The sequence below is a fragment of the Neisseria sp. Ec49-e6-T10 genome (assembly GCF_051132615.1).
Classification (GTDB): Bacteria; Pseudomonadota; Gammaproteobacteria; order Burkholderiales; family Neisseriaceae.
This window is the reverse complement of sequence record NZ_CP152375.1, coordinates 1,726,861-1,745,006: the sequence shown is the minus strand read 5'-3', so window position 1 is coordinate 1,745,006 and position 18,146 is coordinate 1,726,861. Positions and strand designations below refer to the sequence as shown.

Genomic DNA, 18,146 nt, shown 5'->3' with positions numbered 1-18,146 from the left:
ATTATTTTTGGGGACACTGTGAAAAATCGAACATTAGGCAGTATTTTTATTGTGGCAGGTACCACAATTGGTGCAGGCATGTTGGCGATGCCCTTAGCTGCAGCAGGCATTGGTTTTGGTGGAACGCTTGTTATGTTAGTTGGCCTTTGGGCCATCATGTGTTACACCGCTCTACTTTTGGTAGAAGCCTATCAACATGTTTCAATCGGAACTGGGTTTGGCTCCTTAGCACATCGTTATTTAGGCACAAAAGGGCAGCTGCTGACCAGCTTTAGCATGATGTTTTTGATGTATGCCTTAACCGCTGCCTATATCAGTGGAGGAGGTGAATTGATGACGGTTACCCTCAGCCAACTTGTTCACCAACCAATTAAACCCTATTGGGGCATCTTACTGTTTGCTTTTATTGGCAGTGCCATTGTAACCATTGGCACGCACTCAGTTGATTTAATCAACCGAATTTTATTTACCCTAAAATTTATTTTCTTAATTTTGGTTTTATCTGTCCTCACCCCCCATATAAACAGCACCAATCTACTCACCTTACCTTTAGAACAAGGCTTCATTCTGACAGCATTGCCTATTTTATTTACTTCATTTGGTTTTCATGGCAGCATTCCCAGTGTTGTTCAATATTTGAATTTTGACATCAAAAAACTACGCAAAGTTTTTATCATTGGCAGCGCGATTCCATTACTGACCTATATTTTTTGGCAACTGGCGATTGTGGGTAGTATTGGTTCAGAAGTCCTCGTACAAATGTCCAGTTTAAATGGCCTACTTGAATCTGTACGCACTGTTGTGGCAACCCCAATTGTAGAAACCGCTTTACACCGTTTTGCAGATTTAGCGCTGGCAACCTCATTTTTAGGGGTGTCTTTAGGTTTATTTGATTTTTTAGCAGATTTATTTAGACGCAACAATAAAACCAGCGGGCGCATTCAATCCGGACTCATAACCTTTACACCACCCTTACTATTTGCTTTATTTTACCCCCAAGGCTTTCAAATAGCGTTAGGTTATGCATCCATTGCCCTGTCTATACTGGCCTTACTGCTACCGACCATGTTGGTTTGGCAAACCCGTAAACAACACACCAATGGCTATCGTGTTCCAGGGGGCACACCATTACTGTTTCTTGTTTTCTGTTTTGGGCTGACCATTATTGGGATTCAACTGGCTATTGTATTTAAGTTACTCTAAAGCCATATAAATATTCAAAAACAATAAAAACCTATATCAAATATGGGTTTCGCTCTTTTTCACGCCCAATTGTGGTCAAAGGGCCATGACCTGTAATAACGGTTGTTTCTTTGGGTAAAACCAATAATTTTTCTTTGATATTTTTTAATAAATCTTCATGGCTTCCCTGAGGGAAATCGGTACGCCCAATTGAATTAAAAAACAACACATCACCTGCAATCAATAAATGACTCTTCTCATGATAAAACACCACATGCCCAGGGGTATGACCAGGAATATGTTTGACTTGTAAAATTTCTTGACCAAGCACCAATTGATCTCCTTCTTCTAACCACTGTTCTGGTTCAAAAAAAGCACATTCCTTTGGAAAGCCAAAACGTTGACTTTGCTCTGGTAATCGACTCAACCAAAAAACATCTGCTTTTTGTGGGCCAGATACTTTAAATTCCGGCATTTTTTGCTTAAGTTCAGGTACGCCACCCACATGATCGATATGACCATGAGTCAACCATATTTGAGTCAGTTTCACGCCCAATTGTGCAACGGTTGCCAGCAACAAATCAATATCACCACCAGGATCAACCACTGCTGCTTGTAGGCTTTGATCACACCAAATAATACTGCTGTTTTGTGCAAAGGCCGTTACTGGAACCACTTGGTAACGTAAAGACATATTTTACCCTTCTTCTTATAATAATATTACTGATATTATTTTAACCCCAAACACCTTTATTGTGCCATTAACCGACTTTTTTATAAAAATGTTCACAAGCATCAACAGAACGATCATAAACCATTTCCAGTTTAGGACAAAACCATAAACTTGCAGGTGTCACTGTTTTTCTGTGCCAAGGAATTTTGCCAAAGAACCAGAATCGCCAGACAGTTAAATTAGCATCTGGGTTGGTTTTCAGTAAATCATTAAAGGTTTCTATTTTACCAAGCTGTATATTAAGCGCATCACTGTAGATTTCATAAACAAATTTTGAACAAAATTGTCGTTTTGAATCCAGCTTAAAACCCGTATGATATAAAACGTTTAAACGCAGTGGCACTTGGCTACAAATAGCTAACTTTTGTTGGTCAGTTAAAGGGGTTGCCAAACGTTTAACCGCAAAATATTGATTATATGAACGTTTAACAAATTCAGTTAAAGTCGTGGTTTGTGAAACAGGTAAACGGCTTTCTGCAACCAAGTAATCATGGCCATCATGCCCAACAATTATGCCTACATGATTACTCCAACACAGAGAGGCTTTTGAGATGTTTCTGAATATATATGCTGACACACAAGTAAAAACAACATCACCTACTTCTAATAAAGGCATATTCTGGATTGCCAACGACATAATGATTCCTTATATTTATTTCTACGTGACAGGAGTATGCAATGATTCTTATCATGAAACAATGAAATCAAATGTTAATGTATGTAAATGAGCTTTTTTGAAGACAATAAACACTATTTTACTGCTGAACATTAAACAAGCATTATTTACTTATTTAAACGTTATTGACTGTGAACTTATGCGATGTCATGGCACGAAAAGTAAGAAACCCCTTCTTCACAAATAAAAGCGTCCAATGCTCTATCCCATGGCTCTTTAGGTAATGAGGCTACTTTTTGACAAGCAAACCCTACACCAATGAGTTTAGGACGAGAGGCTCTATCACAGTAACTTAAACTTTTATCGTAATACCCACCACCTTGCCCCATTCGAATACCTGTTTTATCCACCCCCAACAAAGGCACCAATACCAATTGCATAGATTCTATTCGCCGTTTTTTCCCTGCAAACTGAACAATACCATAAGCGTACTCTTTATTTTTAGCTTGACTCTGATACGCGCTAAACCATAACCTTCGCTGTCTTTTTTCAATATAAGGCATCCATATTTTAGCGCCTCGTTTTTGTGCAATACGGATAAAATCAGACAAGTCCAATTCACTGCCAAAAGCCATATAGGCAGCAATATTACTATTGCGTTTAATCAGGGGTAACAACTGACGGGTAATTTGTTTTTGTATTTGTTGACGCTCAGTTTTACCAATACTTTTACGCTTAGCCCTTAAAGAATGTCGGATGTTTTTTTTATCAGATACAATTGAATTATTCATGACAATCAACAATCACTAAAGTAATGCCCTATCCTAAATCTTAATTCAGTCTGATTCAAGTTATGTTCTCTTTAATTTTGGCAAAAGACCATTAATTTTTGTGTCTATTTCAATTGTTCAATAAAAAACACACAAATCATATAAAAAACACCTGAGAATAATACGTTAAGTTGTAAAAATTCTTGACAGATGGTATTTTCCTCATTAAGATTACGCCTCTTGATTGGAGAAATGGCCGAGAGGTCGAAGGCACTCCCCTGCTAAGGGAGCATACGGGCAAAACCTGTATCGAGGGTTCGAATCCCTCTTTCTCCGCCAGGAATGCACCCGTAGCTCAGTTGGATAGAGTATCTGGCTACGAACCAGAGGGTCGGGCGTTCGAATCGCTCCGGGTGCGCCATTTTTTTACTAGGTCCCCATCGTCTAGAGGCCTAGGACATCGCCCTTTCACGGCGGTAACCGGGGTTCGAATCCCCGTGGGGATGCCACCATAGTTTGATATATGGTCTTTTGATTCAATATTACCAATTATTATATATACTGATCACAAGGATTCTACACATAATAGCAAGTCTATTTGACAGCGCTGTATCCTACTTAAGGGCAATCTTCGCCAACATTACATTTGTTATTACTTTCTCACTTTAACTTAATTTAAAATATAAACGAATATGCACGTATCCGAACTACAACACCAACACGTATCTAAATTACTTGAATTGGCTGCAGAGCATGGTATTGAAAACGCCAACCGTTTGCGTAAACAAGACTTGGTCTTTGCTATAGTCAAACACTTAGCCAAACAAGGGGAAAGCTTTACTGGCAATGGTACATTAGAAATTTTACCAGACGGTTTTGGCTTTTTACGCAGCCCTGATACATCTTATTTGGCAGGCCCTGACGATATTTATGTCAGCCCAAGCCAAATCAGACGATTTAACCTACACACAGGTGACACCGTTGAAGGCGAAGTCAGAACCCCAAAAGATGGGGAACGCTATTTTGCCTTAGCCAAACTAGACAAAATCAATGGCGAAAATCCTGAAGTCTGTAAACATAAAATTCTATTTGAAAACCTCACCCCTCTTTTCCCCACAGAACAATTCAAACTCGAACGAGATATTAAAGCACAAGAGAACATCACCAGCCGAGTGATTGATTTAATCTCGCCTATTGGTCGAGGCCAACGTGCATTACTGGTTGCCCCACCTAAAACAGGTAAAACGGTTATGTTGCAAAATATTGCTCATGCCATCACCAGCAATTACCCTGAAGTAGAAATGATTGTCCTGTTGATTGATGAACGCCCTGAAGAAGTAACAGAAATGACCCGCTCTGTACGAGGTGAAGTGGTCTCATCCACATTTGATGAGCCTGCAACACGCCATGTACAAGTAGCGGAAATGGTCATCGAAAAAGCCAAACGCTTGGTTGAACACAAAAAAGACGTTGTTATTTTACTTGACTCCATTACCCGTTTGGCTCGCGCCTACAATACTGTTGTTCCTGCTTCTGGCAAAATTTTAACAGGTGGTGTAGATGCAAATGCCTTACATCGTCCTAAACGTTTCTTTGGTGCAGCACGTAACCTAGAAGAAGGTGGTTCCTTAACCATTATTGCAACGGCCTTAGTTGAAACAGGTAGCCGAATGGATGATGTGATTTATGAAGAATTCAAAGGTACAGGCAATATGGAATTACACCTTGATCGTCGCTTGGCAGAAAAACGTGTGTTCCCAGCTGTGAATATTAATCGCTCCAGCACCCGTCGTGAAGAGCTATTGGTGCCAAAAGATCAATTACAACGTATGTGGCTGTTGCGTAAGCTCTTACATCCAATGGATGATTTAGAAGCCATGGAATTCTTATTGGATAAAATGAAAGATTCAAAAAACAATGCTGATTTTTTCAATTCAATGAAGCGATAAAATCATATTGATGGCACAAAAAAAGCGAGAAAAAGTATTCTCGCTTTTTTATCGTTTATAACCAATAAACTAACTTCTGGCAACCACTGCCGTTTGGAAATATTTTTTAATGCCATCTGTGAGCGAACTGGCCACTTTTCTTTGAAATGCAGTGGTTTTCAATAAATTTTCCTCTGTCGGATTACTGATGAAGGCTGTTTCAACCAAGACAGAAGGAATATCGGGTGCCTTTAATACAGCAAAATTAGCCTGCTCTAAGCCATTTTTATGTAATTTATTCACTTTACCCAGCTCAGTTAAAATCAATTTACCCAACTTATTACTGTCTTTATTGGTGGCGGTCATGGTTAAATCAATAAGGGTTTGATCTACTGCGGCATTACCTGTTTTGACTTTAACCCCACCAATCAAATCGGCCTCATTTTGTGTACGCGCTAAAAACTTAGCCGCGGTACTACTGGCACCTTTTGTACTGAGCATAAACACACTAGAACCTCTTGGCTCTGGAGTGGTAAAAGCATCGGCATGAATTGAAATAAACAAATCAGCATTCAGTTTACGCGCTTTAGCCACACGCACACTTAAAGGTAAAAACACATCCTCATTGCGGGTAAGATAAGTTTTAATATTGCCAGAGCGATCTAATATTTTTTTCGTTTCACGAGCAATTTTCAATACAACATCTTTTTCACGAATACCTGTTGGACCAATGGCACCTGGGTCTTCACCTCCATGCCCAGGATCCAGCACCACAACTAAAGCACGGTTTCTCCCTTGATTGCTCTTTGGTTGAGAGCCAGAATTATTCCCTTTATTAGGTGTCGTGGTATTTGAATGATTATTTTGTGCTGCTTGGGTTTTATCTGACCCATCAGAAGTAATTTTGCCTTTATTATAATCTTCCAATAAAGCCAATAATGGATCTGTCTCGGCATTGGCATTAGTAGGATATAAATCCACCACCAATCGATGCTTAAATTCAGCGATAGGGTTTAAGGTAAACACCTGTGGATTAATAGGTGTTTTTAATTCAAACACAATACGCGCCGTTTGTGCGTCAAACTGCCCTACCCGTGCCGTTTTGATATAAGGATCATTATCCAGCACTTTGGTACTAATGTCTTTTAGCACTTGATTTAAAGTAGCACCCTGAATATCCACCACTAATCGATTAGGGTTATCCAATAGAAAATACTTAAACTTTAATGAATCGCTTGATTCAATCGTGACCCGTGTATAGGTTTGTGACGGCCATATACGCACTGCCACAATGCTCTCTGGTGTATTGGCAAAGCCTATTCTACTGACACTAAGCAATAAACCAGCTGCGCTGGCACCTAAAAGATGTCGTCGTGTAATGTTAACCATTTTGCAAAATACTGTTCACCATATGTTGAATTGGTAATAATTGTACACACTCTACCTTGATTTTGCACTGAAAAATCGATATTTAAATCACTTAACGGCAAAACACCTGCTGCTTTTTGCGGCCATTCAACCAAAATAATACTCTGTTGAGTAAAAAGTTCATCTAATCCTGAATCCAGCCATTCTTCAGGGTCAACAAAACGATACAAGTCAAAATGATGTACTTTTTTCTGTGCAAATTCATAGCTTTCCACTAAAGTATAGGTTGGGCTTTTTACAATACCATCATACCCTAAACCACGTAAAAAGCCTCGGGTAAACGTTGTTTTTCCCGCGCCCAAATCACCGTTTAAATAAACCACACATGGGCTTTGTAATGCTTGTGCAAACTCTTGACCTAAAGTTAAAGTGGCTGCCTCATCCATCAAGCTTAGCGTATAATCCTGCATATCTCTCATCTTTTCTTCTAAAACATGGATTATGCACAGCTTGCCCAAAAAGTAAAAGAATTCTCTTTAGCGTTAGGCTTTATTGAGGCAAAAATCGCCTCCTGCGACCTACCAGAAGAAAAAATTCACCACATTCAAAACTGGTTAGACCAAGGCTTTTATGGACAAATGGCTTATCTTAAACGCCATGGCACCGAACGCACTCATGCCTCTTACGTACTACCACAAGCCAAAAGTATTATTCTTGTTGCCATGCCTTATTGGCCAGAGACATTATCTCAAAGTGAACATCTATTAAACACCCCTGAACAAGCATATATTTCTCGTTATGCATTGGGTCGTGATTACCATAAAGTACTACGCAGCAAACTCAAACAATTGGGACAGTTTTTAGAACAAGAACAATCTGATGTTATTTATAGAGGCATTGTTGACAGTGCCCCTTTAGCAGAAGTGGCTTTTGCCTCATTAGCTGGTTTAGGCTGGACGGGAAAAAATAGCCTACTTTTACAAAAAAATGCGGGCAGCCTATTTTTTTTAGGCGCATTAATCACCAATTTACCCTTGCCTTTTGATCAACCCATAAAAGAGCATTGTGGTACCTGTAATCGTTGCATGCAATCTTGCCCAACAGGCGCGATCATCAGCCCTTATATTGTTGATGCCACTCGCTGCTTATCTTATTTAACGATAGAATCCCCCAAGCTAATTGATGTTCCTTACCGTAAAGCAATGGGCAACCGAATTTATGGTTGTGATGACTGCCAACTGGTTTGCCCTTTTAACCGTTTTGCTCAAAATAACCAACAAACAGATTTCAAACCAAGGCATGGTTTAGATCAAGTTTCTTTACTGTCCTTACTGAATTGGTCTGAAACCGAATTTAAAGAAAAAATGGCAGGTAGCCCAATTTATCGAATCGGCTATAACAAATGGCAATCTAATATCTTAATTGCTTTGGGTAATGCACCCACTCATTCTCATATCATCTTAGCCTTACAAAATTTTCTGAATCAAGACAATGACCCAATGTGCCAAGAAGCCGCTCTTTGGGCTTTGGCACAACATCAGACACCTTAATATCTGCCAAAAACACCATCAAAATGTTAGAATACCCATCAATTAGCGATTAATATAAATCAGTTTAATCGACACTTTTAACCTTTCACAGAGTACATTATATGAGCAATAACCATAACGACCGCCCTATTGGCGTATTTGATTCAGGAGTTGGCGGTTTAACCGTGGTTAGAGCATTAATGGAGCGTTTACCGCTGGAAAATATTGTGTATTTTGGGGATACCGCCAGAGTGCCCTATGGCGTAAAATCCAGAACAACCATTGAAACATACACCCAGCAAATTGTGCAATTTTTATTGCAACAAGATGTCAAAGCCATGGTCATTGCGTGTAACACAATTGCAGCTGTTGCCGCGGACAAAGTCAAAAACATGGCAGGGAATATGCCCGTGCTGGACGTGATTAATGCAGGTGCAAATGCCGCTCTTAACGCCACTAAAACAGGTAAAATTGGGGTGATTGCCACATCAACAACTGTCAACAGCAATGCCTATGCTCGAGCCATACATGCACAAAGTGCACAAACTCGTGTTGTATCACAAGCATGCCCATTACTGGTACCATTGGTTGAAGAAGGCTGGCTTGACCATGAAGTCACTCGCCTGACCTGCAAAGAATACCTCAAACCCATTTTATCTGAACATGTGGATACTCTGGTTTTAGGCTGTACCCATTACCCTCTATTAAAGCCCCTTATCGCAGAAGAAGCCCCTAATATTACTTTGGTTGATTCTGCCATCACAACAGCAGAAGATACCGCACAAGCTCTTTTGTCTGCTCGCTTATTAAATACAGAACAAAAAGAAGCAGATTATCGTTTCTTTGTATCCGATATTCCATTGCGCTTTCAAACAATTGGAGAGCGTTTTTTAGGCAGAAGCCTTGAACAATTGGAAATGATGAATTTAGGTTAAATAAAGATTAAGATACCGTTTTACTTTGCCCAGCCCAAACAACGGCCCCAATAATCAATACTGCTCCAATAACCATACGTATGCTTGGTACGTCATAAAACAATATCCAAGCAACAATAATAGCGTATACAGGCTCCAAAGCAATAATAATGGCGGCAAGTCTACCTTTTAATACAACCAAACTGCGCACAAAAAGATAATAAGCCAAGCCTGTACAAAACAATCCCAAACACGCCAGCCAAAACCAATTAAGCCAAGACAAACTACTTAACGTATGCCCCGCAAACGGAAACAACACAAGAATTAACGCCAAATACTGCCACCAGCACATTTGAATGCCAGACAAACGTTTTGAACTGAACCGATTGAGCAATGTAATCACTGCATATAAAAACCCTGACAATACACCCCATAATAAACCAATTGTTCCTTGATCTGTTATTTGAAAAGTAGGCGTAACCAACACCAAACCGAGAGAAACACAGACAATTAAAATAGATTCATTTTTTGATAATTTTTCTCGGAAAAAAATGGACTCAAATACCGCAATAAACGCAGGGAAACTGGCAAACCCTAATGTTGCAACAGCAACTCCGCCTGTTTTTACTGCCAAAAAAAACACCAGCCAATGTAAGGTCAGCAAAATACCAACCAAAAGCAATAAAACCAAATCTTTTGCCCTTAAACCCTGCCAAGGAAACACTTTAAAGGGATAGCACATCAAACTCATGGCAATAAAAGCAAATAATCCTCGGCCCAATACAATCGTATTGGTATCCGTTTGAATCAATACCCCAAAAATTCCTGAAACACCAAAAAGCAATGCAGCTATGTGCATGGTAAACAGTGCATTTTTTCTTGTCATAAAATCCCTATAAATAAAGATAAAGCTCGGTATATTGCTATAGTGCATCATAACCGAGTTTCAGAAAAAATAGATAGAAAAATCAAAGAGACTCAAGAAGCATACAGGCAAGATTGGCTTTTTTATGAGATAATCTAAACATTACCCTCATTAAAAATTTTACTGGAGCATTTGATGTCTGAAGACAAAAGCAAAGCCTTAAGCGCAGCCTTGGCACAAATCGAAAAACAATTTGGTAAAGGCTCAATCATGAAAATGAGCGATAGCCAAATCCAAGAAAACCTACAAGTCATTCCAACTGGTTCTTTAGGGCTGGATTTAGCCTTAGGTGTAGGTGGGCTGCCCAGAGGACGCGTTGTTGAAATTTTTGGCCCAGAGTCTTCGGGCAAAACAACACTTTGTTTGGAAGTTGTGGCTCAAGCACAAAAACAAGGTGGTGTATGTGCCTTTATTGATGCTGAAAATGCCTTAGACCCTATTTATGCCCAAAAATTAGGAGTCAATGTAGGAGACTTATTGGTTTCTCAACCTGATACGGGTGAGCAAGCTCTGGAAATTTGTGACATGTTGGTTCGTTCCAGTGGTGTGGATGTCATCATTATCGACTCTGTGGCCGCTTTGGTGCCAAGAGCAGAAATTGAAGGTGACATGGGCGACTCTCATGTTGGTTTACAAGCCCGTTTGATGAGCCAAGCATTACGTAAATTAACCGCTAATATTAAAAAAACCAATACCCTAGTGATTTTCATTAACCAAATCCGGATGAAAATTGGAGTCATGTTTGGTAGCCCAGAAACCACAACAGGTGGTAATGCATTGAAATTTTACTCATCTGTTCGTTTAGATATTCGTCGTACTGGTTCAATTAAAAAAGGCGATGAAATCATTGGTAGTGAAACCCGCGTTAAAGTGGTTAAAAATAAAGTTGCCCCTCCATTTCGTCAAGCTGAATTTGATGTCATGTATGGAGAAGGAATCAGCGCAGAAGGTGAACTCATTGACCTTGGTGTTGACCTAGGCTTTATTGAAAAATCTGGTGCTTGGTATAGTTATGATGGTAAAAAAATTGGCCAAGGTAAAGACAATACTCGCGCCTGGTTAAAAGAAAACACCGAAATAGCACAAGAAATTGACAAAAAAATCCGTGATAAAACAGGGACGAAAGTGGTTATTACAGAAGGCACCATTGACGAAACTGATGGTAAATTGGATGAAGAGGAATAAGATTCAACCATTAATGTAAAGACTAAAATACCGAAACTTGAGTTTCGGTATTTTTTTATCTGTCAGCAAACACCAGCCCAAATAAAAAAGCCTAATCTACATTAGGCTTTTTTACCGAAACAAGTATACGATTTAATTTATACAGACACTTCATTTAACAAAGAATCTGTGCCATTTTCATGGACAAAATAATCTGGCACTGGTGTCATTTTTTGTGCCAAAGCGTTCACTTGTTGATATAAAGATGGGTTATCTTGTAACGCACTATGTAAAGACACTGCCACACGATCAAACACAGCGGAATCATCTTTAATGGTTAAAACTTCAAATAATTTTAAAACCACATCAGTACGGCTTTTATCTTCAATAATGGCTTCTTTAAGTAAACTTAAAGCTTGTTCAACCTGACCATGCGCCACCAAAGCATCTGCTTCAGCAATATAATCAATCGTATCCAAGCTTACCGCTTCTTCATCTAAAAAACTGAGCTCATCTTGTCCATTCTGAGCCATTTGTGTTTGAGCATCATTCTCGAACATTTGTTCTTGCTTTTGTTTTCTACGACGTAACAATACTACACCACCAGCGGCCATAGCCAGACCTAATGCGCCACCGCCCACAGCTAAGGTATTGGTGTCATCTACCAATGCCAATAATGAACTGTCTTGTTCTACTGGAACTGGAGGTGTCACAGCAACAGGTGGTTGAGCTACAGCTTCTTTAGCCACAACAGGGGCTTCTTGAGCCATTGTTTGCGCTTGTTGCTCTGTCATTTCTGTCACTGGAGGCATTTCATCCCCAATTAACTGATCTTCTTCTAACTGAGCAACATTTTCTAAAACAGGAACATCTTGCTCAACTGTCTTTTGTGCCAGAGTTTCAACACGGCTACTGTCATTGTTCACAGCAGTTTGAGTCGGTGCAACATAATGATCCAGCACTTTCCAAGAAGAAGGAAAATTCAATGTTGTTCCAGCAATAATTTTATTGATATTGCCATCAATGAAAGCATGTGGGTTGCTGTCACGTAAATAACGCATTTTTTCACTTAATGGGGCTTTTGCTTTAATTTGTGCGGCAATAGAAGATAAGGTATCACCTTGAGCAACAGTATAAGAGCCTGTATTTAAATTTCTGCGTTTTGAAGAAGCAACTGCTTGCTTTCTTTTCGGTGTGGTGTCTTGCACAAAATAAGAATGATCTGTTTGGTGAATAGGATCCATCATTTTTGGCGGATCAACCAATACAGAATAGTGACGGTTTTCTACATCACCACCAGCCATCACCTCGACCATAATAGGTAACAATGGCTCATTCATAGGTTCGATAGAAGTCAATTGCACACTATAGCGGCCATTCCCTTTTTTAACCACATTGTGTTGCATGGTAGCGATTTCTGTCGCCACTTCTGGAGAAACGACACCTAAAGATAAATCAGGTAAAACTTGTACCCTAATATCTTGCGCATTTTTAATATTTTTACCTGTCACATCAAATTCAAAGGCAAGTTTTTCACCCATTGCTGAATGAACCTTCACATCGCCTACAGCCAATGATTTACCCACAGGTGTCACAGCTGCTTTTGCTGTTTTGGTTTGTGCTTTTGGTGCAGCAACTGTAGATGGTGCATTAGCTGTTGTTGCCGTTAAATTAGGGTCTTCTACTGTATTGTATGCAACATCTTCTACTTCCTGAAACTCAGCCATAGCCAATAAAGCCTCAGGAGAAGGTAAAATCATAGGGGCGATTTCATAGCCTCTCACTAAGCTGCTACCATCTGTTCTTTGCACTTCAACATTAAATGACAACATTTCAGCGCCAGCTTCTGCAGGTCCAGTCAATTTAATTAAATGATTGACACCGCTGCCATCAACATCTTTTGCTACAGATAATTTTAATAATGAATTAATGTCTGTTGCTGGCGTATTGTTTGCGTCCACACCGATTGCTTGCCTATCTTTTAACGCTATAGACGCAATACTATCTGTTGGTTGGTCTTTTAACGCGATGGTGGCTTCAAAACCATTGCCATCGGATTGAATAACCTGTGCAGCGTCTAAATTAGCAGAGGCATAAGCTGCGGTAGAACCCGCACCAAGCACAACTGCGGTCAATACGCTGGTTTGCATAGATGGTGTTAATTTCATGATAATCTACCTTTCACCCTGCTTTAAGGGTTTAATTTTGCCAGCATACTTTCTGCTTCTTGTATTAAAGCAGGGTTTTCAACCTCATCAAGTAGCTCTATCAAGGCTTCTCTTGCGCCATCGATATCACCCATATCTAAGTATACTTTAGCCAGTTCCAATTTTGCAGCAGCAGGATCATTACTGTCATAGCCTGACGTTGTCGCTGCAGGTTCACTTATATCTAAGCTGATATTTTCAATTTCTGGTGTAGGTTCATCAAGTGTACCAGCATCTTTGGCATCATCCAAGACGGCATCCAAATCGAACTCTAAACCAGCCGCACTATCATAACCGCCTGTTACGGTTTCTTGTGTTGTACTGCTGCTCGCAGGTGATATATCCAAACCAGAGAAGTCAAAATCTAAATCATTAGACAATGGGCTTTGTTCTGGCTGAGCAACTTGTGGCTCAGGCTCAGAAATTTCAAAGGCTTCATCAAATGCACGAGCTTTCTCTAAAGCATCTTCCTCTGTTTCAACAACAGGTGCTGATGCAACAGGAGGTACTTCAACTGCTCTTGGTGCAGGTGCAACAGCTGCGGTAGGTGCAGCATTATTATCTGACTGTCTATATAATGGGTTGGTTGGGTCAATCTTACGACCCATTGCAGCAACTTCCTGCCACAAAGCACCGCGACCATCAAATGCATCATAAAGCTCTTTAGCCATATTGGCAAAAGGCAATAGTTCTTGCTTATTGGCATAAATTTCCAATAATTTCTTACGTACTTCATGTTGAGCAGGGTCTTTTGCCAAAGCATCTTTTAAAATTTCTTCTGCTTCATCATTACGGCCGTACGCAATATACACTTCTGCTTCAGACAATGGGTCAATTTCACCAGTATCAATTGCAGCAGACATCCGAGTAAAGTCACTCATAAAGGTCGAAGAAGCCTGTTGTGTGGAACTGCTGCCTTCTGGCCCCACTCCTTGCCCTAAAGCGCTTGGATTAATTTGAGTGAAGGCATCCTGCGCTCTTTGTCCAGCTGCCACAACATTATTAGCTTGCGTGGATACAGCAGGTGGTATAGCTGGCGTGTCGAAACCTTTGCTTAATGAATCCCCAGTAACAGGCGTTGGCATACTGAAGAATGTTTCTCCACTTTCTTCATAATCTTCATCAGGAATTGCTTTATTACCACGGCGTTTAAACCAAACAAATCCACCAACCAATGCCAATATCGCTACTAGACCCCCACCAATTAAAGGCAGTTTTTCCATCAATGTATCTAAGAAAGAAGGCTCAGATACTGGTGGAATGTCTACTGGCGCTGCTGGTGGGGTTACAACAACTTCTTCTTCAGAAACTTCTTCTATAGAAACGATCTCTTCAGCTGAAGCCTCCTCTGCTGATGCGACAGTGTCTACCTCTGATACTTCTTCTGTATCACTCACTATCGTCTCTGCTGATGCAACATTGGTTGCAGGTGGCTCTTCAACTTGAGCAGGTAGTTCTGCTGGAGTAGGTTCAGTTACTGCTGGTGCCGCAGGAGCTGTTTTTGCTTCCTGTTCAGCCGCAGTAAGCTGTTGCTGTAATGTATCAATTTTTTGTTTTGCTTCAGCCAATTGTTTATTGGTTTGTTCTAGCTGCTTATTTTTCTCAGCTAGTTGCGCTTTTAACTCAGATTCACTTTGTGCCAACTGAGTTTTAAAACGGTCTCTTTCTGAGTTTGCTTTACTTAACTCAACATTCAGTTTTTGGACATCACCACCAGTTTTCTTGGCCGCATTTATTTGCGCCTGTAATTCTTTAATGGTTTTTTGTGCGTTATCTAAATCTGCTTTGGTTTTTTGTACATTTTGTTTTAAAGCATTGACTTCTTTTGCCGATGCTGCATCTGTGGCAGCTGTAACAGTAGAAGGTGCTGTAGCTGCTGCTGGTTTTGCTGACGAAGCTTGTTTAGTAGGAGCGGGTTTACTTGTTTTTGGTTTATTTGCTGAAGCCAGTAATGTACGCATACGTGCTTCAGAAGGAATACGAATAGTTGCGCCCACCAGAATTTTTTCTGAGCTACCACGGGCAAAAGCTTTAGGGTTGGCTAAATAAATTGCACGTTTTGTATTGGCCAAGCTCAAGCGAGCTGGTTTATATTGGGAGGCAATAGAGTGTAATGTATCCCCTTCTGAGACGCGAAGGGTATAACTGTTGGCTGCTGCAACACGTTTTTCAGCCGTAGACGTATTCGCATTGTATGGTGCAATATTATCATTTACTTGAGTCTTTTTGGGCGGAATGTATGTCCCTCGTGGATCAAGCATTGCTGAGTATTGGCGAGAAACAGTACCAGAGGCAGATTGTACATTTACACCAAAAGTAAGAATTGGCTCATTAATTGGTGCTCTTGACCTTACCTGAACAAAAGCCTGACCATTTTTATTGCGTACAATTTTGAATTCTAGTGCATTTGCTGCATAAGAGCCTTTTACTTGAATTCTAGCCAAATCACTTTCTTGAGTTAAAGTGGGGCTAACTGCATCTTTAGCTGTCTGTCCAGTTAAAGGGATCGTTGCGTAAAACGGCTCCCCTAAATAAGAATAAACTTTAACATTGCCAAGGCCTGCCCACGCAGAACCTGATAAACCAATTAGCAGCGCTAATGATAAAGCTTTAACTTTACTTGGTGTACTCACAATATGCCTTCCTATACAAATTTCCCTGATTTAACACCATTATGATTAAAAAATGCAATCAATTTAGCACAATAAGTCGTATTCGCTAGGGTTTGGTGCAAACCTACAACGTTTTTGTGTATTTCTAAAGCCATCTATTTCAAATTTTAAACTCTTCTAGAGAAAAATGACCTTATGATTATTTACATGAAAATATTAATTTCAATATGCCATTATGCTCGCTGATCTATAATATGCTTAAAAACAGCATTTATCACTCGACTGAATTTATAAACCAAAAACAAAATTAACGAAATGTTAACAATAAAAATTTCAAGGTCACCATTTTACTCAATGAAACAAATATTTGCACATTTTTTATCATTTATTTTCTATTTTTGCCACAATTTGAAGAAAAAAACTCACGTTCAACATCTGATCATTTTGGTTTATTGATTCAATATTTAAATCACAAAACAGCTATTATTAAGCCCAAATATTAAAAATCTCCCCATAAAGTTTGCATGGCACTGACAGCTGCAATTGCCGCAGTTTCTGTTCGCAAAACCCTAGGACCTAGCGTAACTGGCTCAAAACCTTTATCCATTGCTTGCTGCTCTTCAAGCTCAGTTAAACCACCTTCAGGCCCAACCAACAAACACCAGCTATTTTGATCCAATTCTTTTGAATAATTTTTTAATGACTGCTTTTTCACAACACTAAGCATAATATGTTTGGTTTGTTGGGGCAAATGCTTTAAAAACAGTTCAAATGTTGTAATAGGATGCACAATTGGCACCGTTGTACGACCACTTTGTTCACAAGCGCTGACCACAATATCCTGCCAACGCATGACTCGCTTTTGTGCTCTTTTCTCGTCTAATTGTACAATGCTGCGTTGAGTCTGAATGGGCCAGAATTCATTGACACCAAGCTCTACACATTTTTGTAAAGTAAAATCCATACGCTCCCCACTGGAGATGCTTTGGGCCAAGCCAATATGTAAATTAGACTCATTGTTTATTTTCTCAGATTGTGTAATCAATACCTCTACAGATCTTTTGCTCAAAGAAGTGATGATTGCTTGGTAAACAAACCCGTCACCATTAAACAATTCGATGATTTCATCTTGTTTAAAGCGACGCACCATAACATGACGTACCACTTCATCGGGTAGTGAGTAAAGTGTGTCTATATTTAATACAAAAGGAACAAAAAAACGTGCCATTGTTTGTCTTCTTCGCTATGATACACCTATATAGGTGTATCATTTATTGTGTTTAAAATGGTATATTGTGCCTGTTTTTTCTGATTATTCCAAATTTGCATATAGAGGATTATATTGTGATCAATCAACTATCCAGTCTTATCCGTGAAGTAGCAAAACAAGAAGTGATGTCTCGCTTTTTGAATGTTGGTTCCTGTAAAAAGAAGGATGGTTCTTTATTGTCAGAAGCGGATTTAGCCGCACAAAAAGCATTAAGTTTGGGTCTACCAGATGTCATTAACGCACCTGTATTGGGCGAAGAAATGACATCAGAAGAACAAAAAACTTTGTGGCATCAACATAAAAACTCTGGTTTATGGGTTATTGACCCCATTGATGGTACGACTAATTTTATTAATGGTATTCCCCACTTTGCCTTGTCTATTGCCTTTATAGAAAATGCTCGCCCACAAATTGGTGCGATTTTCAACCCAATCAGTCTTGAGTTTTTCCATGCTCAACGAGGGCAAGGTGCATTCTTAAACGACACACCATTACCCTTAAAACAACACGTTAATCATTTGTCGGAATCTATTTTGGGGGTGGATACAAAATATTTGTGGCCAGGTAAATTAGTTAGTCGCTTGCAAACCGTCTGCCCTTGTGCAAGCCAACGTAATATGGGTTGCAGCACTTTAGACTGGTGTTTTTTAGCGGCTGGTCGCTATGATTTATATTTACACGGTGGTCAAAAACTGTGGGACTATGCTGCTGGCTCTTTAATTTTGGAAGAAGCTGGTGGACAAGTAGCCACCTTAGAAGAAGACGATTTATGGAGCGGCCTACACACATGGAAACGTTCTGTAATTGCAGGATTACAACCTGAACTTTTTCGCTCATGGACAAGGTGGGTAAGACAAAACCAGTAAAAATCAAAAATTTAAATAAAAAGCCCATCCTAAATTTGGATGGACTTTTGTTTTATCGTTCA

At 39.7% G+C, this 18,146-nt stretch carries 15 protein-coding genes and 3 tRNA genes; 9 read left to right on the top strand and 9 right to left on the bottom strand.

Annotated elements, in window-relative coordinates; genetic code table 11:
- Window positions 1-18: 18 nt before the first annotated feature.
- Entirely contained in the window at window positions 19-1,203 is a 1,185-nt protein-coding gene (tyrP, locus tag AADH04_RS09045) for a tyrosine transporter TyrP (protein ID WP_434776960.1), read from the top strand.
- A gap of 31 nt (window positions 1,204-1,234) precedes the next feature.
- Here the strand turns inward: tyrP and AADH04_RS09040 are convergent, their stop codons facing one another.
- The 3 genes from AADH04_RS09040 to AADH04_RS09030 form a co-directional block, all read right to left on the bottom strand.
- On the bottom strand, window positions 1,235-1,876 hold the full coding sequence (locus AADH04_RS09040; protein ID WP_434776959.1) for an MBL fold metallo-hydrolase: 642 nt from the start codon (window positions 1,874-1,876) through the stop codon (window positions 1,235-1,237).
- Between the two features lie 67 nt (window positions 1,877-1,943).
- On the bottom strand, window positions 1,944-2,552 hold the full coding sequence (locus tag AADH04_RS09035; protein WP_434776958.1) for a YebB family permuted papain-like enzyme: 609 nt from the start codon (window positions 2,550-2,552) through the stop codon (window positions 1,944-1,946).
- 176 nt (window positions 2,553-2,728) lie between these two features.
- On the bottom strand, window positions 2,729-3,322 hold the full coding sequence (locus AADH04_RS09030; protein WP_434776957.1) for a 5-formyltetrahydrofolate cyclo-ligase: 594 nt from the start codon (window positions 3,320-3,322) through the stop codon (window positions 2,729-2,731).
- Between the two features lie 225 nt (window positions 3,323-3,547).
- Here AADH04_RS09030 and AADH04_RS09025 point away from each other — a divergent pair.
- The 4 genes from AADH04_RS09025 to rho all read left to right on the top strand — a co-directional run bounded on the left by AADH04_RS09025 (window position 3,548) and on the right by rho (window position 5,250).
- Window positions 3,548-3,640 (top strand) — tRNA-Ser (locus AADH04_RS09025).
- A gap of 5 nt (window positions 3,641-3,645) precedes the next feature.
- Window positions 3,646-3,722: transfer RNA gene (locus AADH04_RS09020), tRNA-Arg, on the top strand.
- A gap of 12 nt (window positions 3,723-3,734) precedes the next feature.
- Window positions 3,735-3,810: transfer RNA gene (locus tag AADH04_RS09015), tRNA-Glu, on the top strand.
- Window positions 3,811-3,993: 183 nt separating this feature from the next.
- On the top strand, window positions 3,994-5,250 hold the full coding sequence (rho, locus tag AADH04_RS09010; RefSeq protein WP_434776956.1) for a transcription termination factor Rho: 1,257 nt from the start codon (window positions 3,994-3,996) through the stop codon (window positions 5,248-5,250).
- 69 nt (window positions 5,251-5,319) lie between these two features.
- Here rho and AADH04_RS09005 read toward each other — a convergent pair whose 3' ends face one another.
- Both AADH04_RS09005 and tsaE read right to left on the bottom strand, forming a co-directional pair.
- Window positions 5,320-6,618 (bottom strand): N-acetylmuramoyl-L-alanine amidase, encoded by a 1,299-nt coding sequence (locus AADH04_RS09005; protein WP_434776955.1) that lies wholly within the window; start codon window positions 6,616-6,618, stop codon window positions 5,320-5,322.
- On the bottom strand, window positions 6,588-7,067 hold the full coding sequence (tsaE, locus tag AADH04_RS09000) for a tRNA (adenosine(37)-N6)-threonylcarbamoyltransferase complex ATPase subunit type 1 TsaE (RefSeq protein WP_434779827.1): 480 nt from the start codon (window positions 7,065-7,067) through the stop codon (window positions 6,588-6,590). The genes AADH04_RS09005 and tsaE overlap by 31 nt, the downstream gene beginning before the upstream one ends.
- Before the next feature lie 24 nt (window positions 7,068-7,091).
- Between tsaE and queG the strand changes: the two genes are divergently transcribed.
- Window positions 7,092-8,147, top strand: coding sequence for a tRNA epoxyqueuosine(34) reductase QueG (queG, locus tag AADH04_RS08995; protein WP_434776954.1), 1,056 nt, complete (start codon window positions 7,092-7,094; stop codon window positions 8,145-8,147).
- A gap of 101 nt (window positions 8,148-8,248) precedes the next feature.
- Window positions 8,249-9,061 carry a glutamate racemase gene (gene murI / locus AADH04_RS08990; protein WP_434776953.1) on the top strand — a complete coding sequence of 271 codons (813 nt, stop codon included), beginning with the start codon at window positions 8,249-8,251 and terminating at the stop codon, window positions 9,059-9,061.
- A gap of 7 nt (window positions 9,062-9,068) precedes the next feature.
- Here the strand turns inward: murI and AADH04_RS08985 are convergent, their stop codons facing one another.
- Window positions 9,069-9,926: a DMT family transporter gene (locus AADH04_RS08985; protein ID WP_434776952.1), complete on the bottom strand. Its 858-nt coding sequence runs from the start codon at window positions 9,924-9,926 to the stop codon at window positions 9,069-9,071.
- 174 nt (window positions 9,927-10,100) lie between these two features.
- Between AADH04_RS08985 and recA the strand changes: the two genes are divergently transcribed.
- On the top strand, window positions 10,101-11,150 hold the full coding sequence (gene recA, locus AADH04_RS08980) for a recombinase RecA (RefSeq protein WP_434776951.1): 1,050 nt from the start codon (window positions 10,101-10,103) through the stop codon (window positions 11,148-11,150).
- Window positions 11,151-11,287: 137 nt separating this feature from the next.
- On the opposite strand, the gene AADH04_RS08975 is transcribed toward recA, so the two are convergent.
- The 3 genes from AADH04_RS08975 to AADH04_RS08965 all read right to left on the bottom strand — a co-directional run bounded on the left by AADH04_RS08975 (window position 11,288) and on the right by AADH04_RS08965 (window position 17,176).
- The gene (locus AADH04_RS08975; protein WP_434776950.1) at window positions 11,288-13,297 is read right to left on the bottom strand and encodes a type IV pilus assembly protein FimV; all 2,010 of its coding nucleotides are present in this window, start codon (window positions 13,295-13,297) and stop codon (window positions 11,288-11,290) included.
- A 23-nt stretch (window positions 13,298-13,320) separates the two neighbouring features.
- Window positions 13,321-15,969 (bottom strand): FimV/HubP family polar landmark protein, encoded by a 2,649-nt coding sequence (locus AADH04_RS08970; RefSeq protein WP_434776949.1) that lies wholly within the window; start codon window positions 15,967-15,969, stop codon window positions 13,321-13,323.
- 478 nt (window positions 15,970-16,447) lie between these two features.
- Window positions 16,448-17,176 carry a 16S rRNA (uracil(1498)-N(3))-methyltransferase gene (locus AADH04_RS08965; RefSeq protein WP_434776948.1) on the bottom strand — a complete coding sequence of 243 codons (729 nt, stop codon included), beginning with the start codon at window positions 17,174-17,176 and terminating at the stop codon, window positions 16,448-16,450.
- A 116-nt stretch (window positions 17,177-17,292) separates the two neighbouring features.
- Between AADH04_RS08965 and AADH04_RS08960 the strand changes: the two genes are divergently transcribed.
- The gene (locus tag AADH04_RS08960; RefSeq protein ID WP_434776947.1) at window positions 17,293-18,084 is read left to right on the top strand and encodes an inositol monophosphatase family protein; all 792 of its coding nucleotides are present in this window, start codon (window positions 17,293-17,295) and stop codon (window positions 18,082-18,084) included.
- Window positions 18,085-18,146 lie beyond the last annotated feature (62 nt).

What these genes read in the sequence shown, in the direction of transcription:
- AADH04_RS09040 (WP_434776959.1), bottom strand. Translation starts at nt 1,876, where the DNA reads ATGTCTTTACGTTACCAAGTGGTTCCAGTAACGGCCTTTGCACAAAAC.
- AADH04_RS09035 (WP_434776958.1), bottom strand. Translation starts at nt 2,552, where the DNA reads ATGTCGTTGGCAATCCAGAATATGCCTTTATTAGAAGTAGGTGATGTT.
- AADH04_RS09030 (WP_434776957.1), bottom strand. Translation starts at nt 3,322, where the DNA reads ATGAATAATTCAATTGTATCTGATAAAAAAAACATCCGACATTCTTTA.
- rho (WP_434776956.1), top strand. Translation starts at nt 3,994, where the DNA reads ATGCACGTATCCGAACTACAACACCAACACGTATCTAAATTACTTGAA.
- AADH04_RS09005 (WP_434776955.1), bottom strand. Translation starts at nt 6,618, where the DNA reads ATGGTTAACATTACACGACGACATCTTTTAGGTGCCAGCGCAGCTGGT.
- tsaE (WP_434779827.1), bottom strand. Translation starts at nt 7,067, where the DNA reads ATGCAGGATTATACGCTAAGCTTGATGGATGAGGCAGCCACTTTAACT.
- queG (WP_434776954.1), top strand. Translation starts at nt 7,092, where the DNA reads ATGGATTATGCACAGCTTGCCCAAAAAGTAAAAGAATTCTCTTTAGCG.
- murI (WP_434776953.1), top strand. Translation starts at nt 8,249, where the DNA reads ATGAGCAATAACCATAACGACCGCCCTATTGGCGTATTTGATTCAGGA.
- AADH04_RS08985 (WP_434776952.1), bottom strand. Translation starts at nt 9,926, where the DNA reads ATGACAAGAAAAAATGCACTGTTTACCATGCACATAGCTGCATTGCTT.
- recA (WP_434776951.1), top strand. Translation starts at nt 10,101, where the DNA reads ATGTCTGAAGACAAAAGCAAAGCCTTAAGCGCAGCCTTGGCACAAATC.
- AADH04_RS08975 (WP_434776950.1), bottom strand. Translation starts at nt 13,297, where the DNA reads ATGAAATTAACACCATCTATGCAAACCAGCGTATTGACCGCAGTTGTG.
- AADH04_RS08965 (WP_434776948.1), bottom strand. Translation starts at nt 17,176, where the DNA reads ATGGCACGTTTTTTTGTTCCTTTTGTATTAAATATAGACACACTTTAC.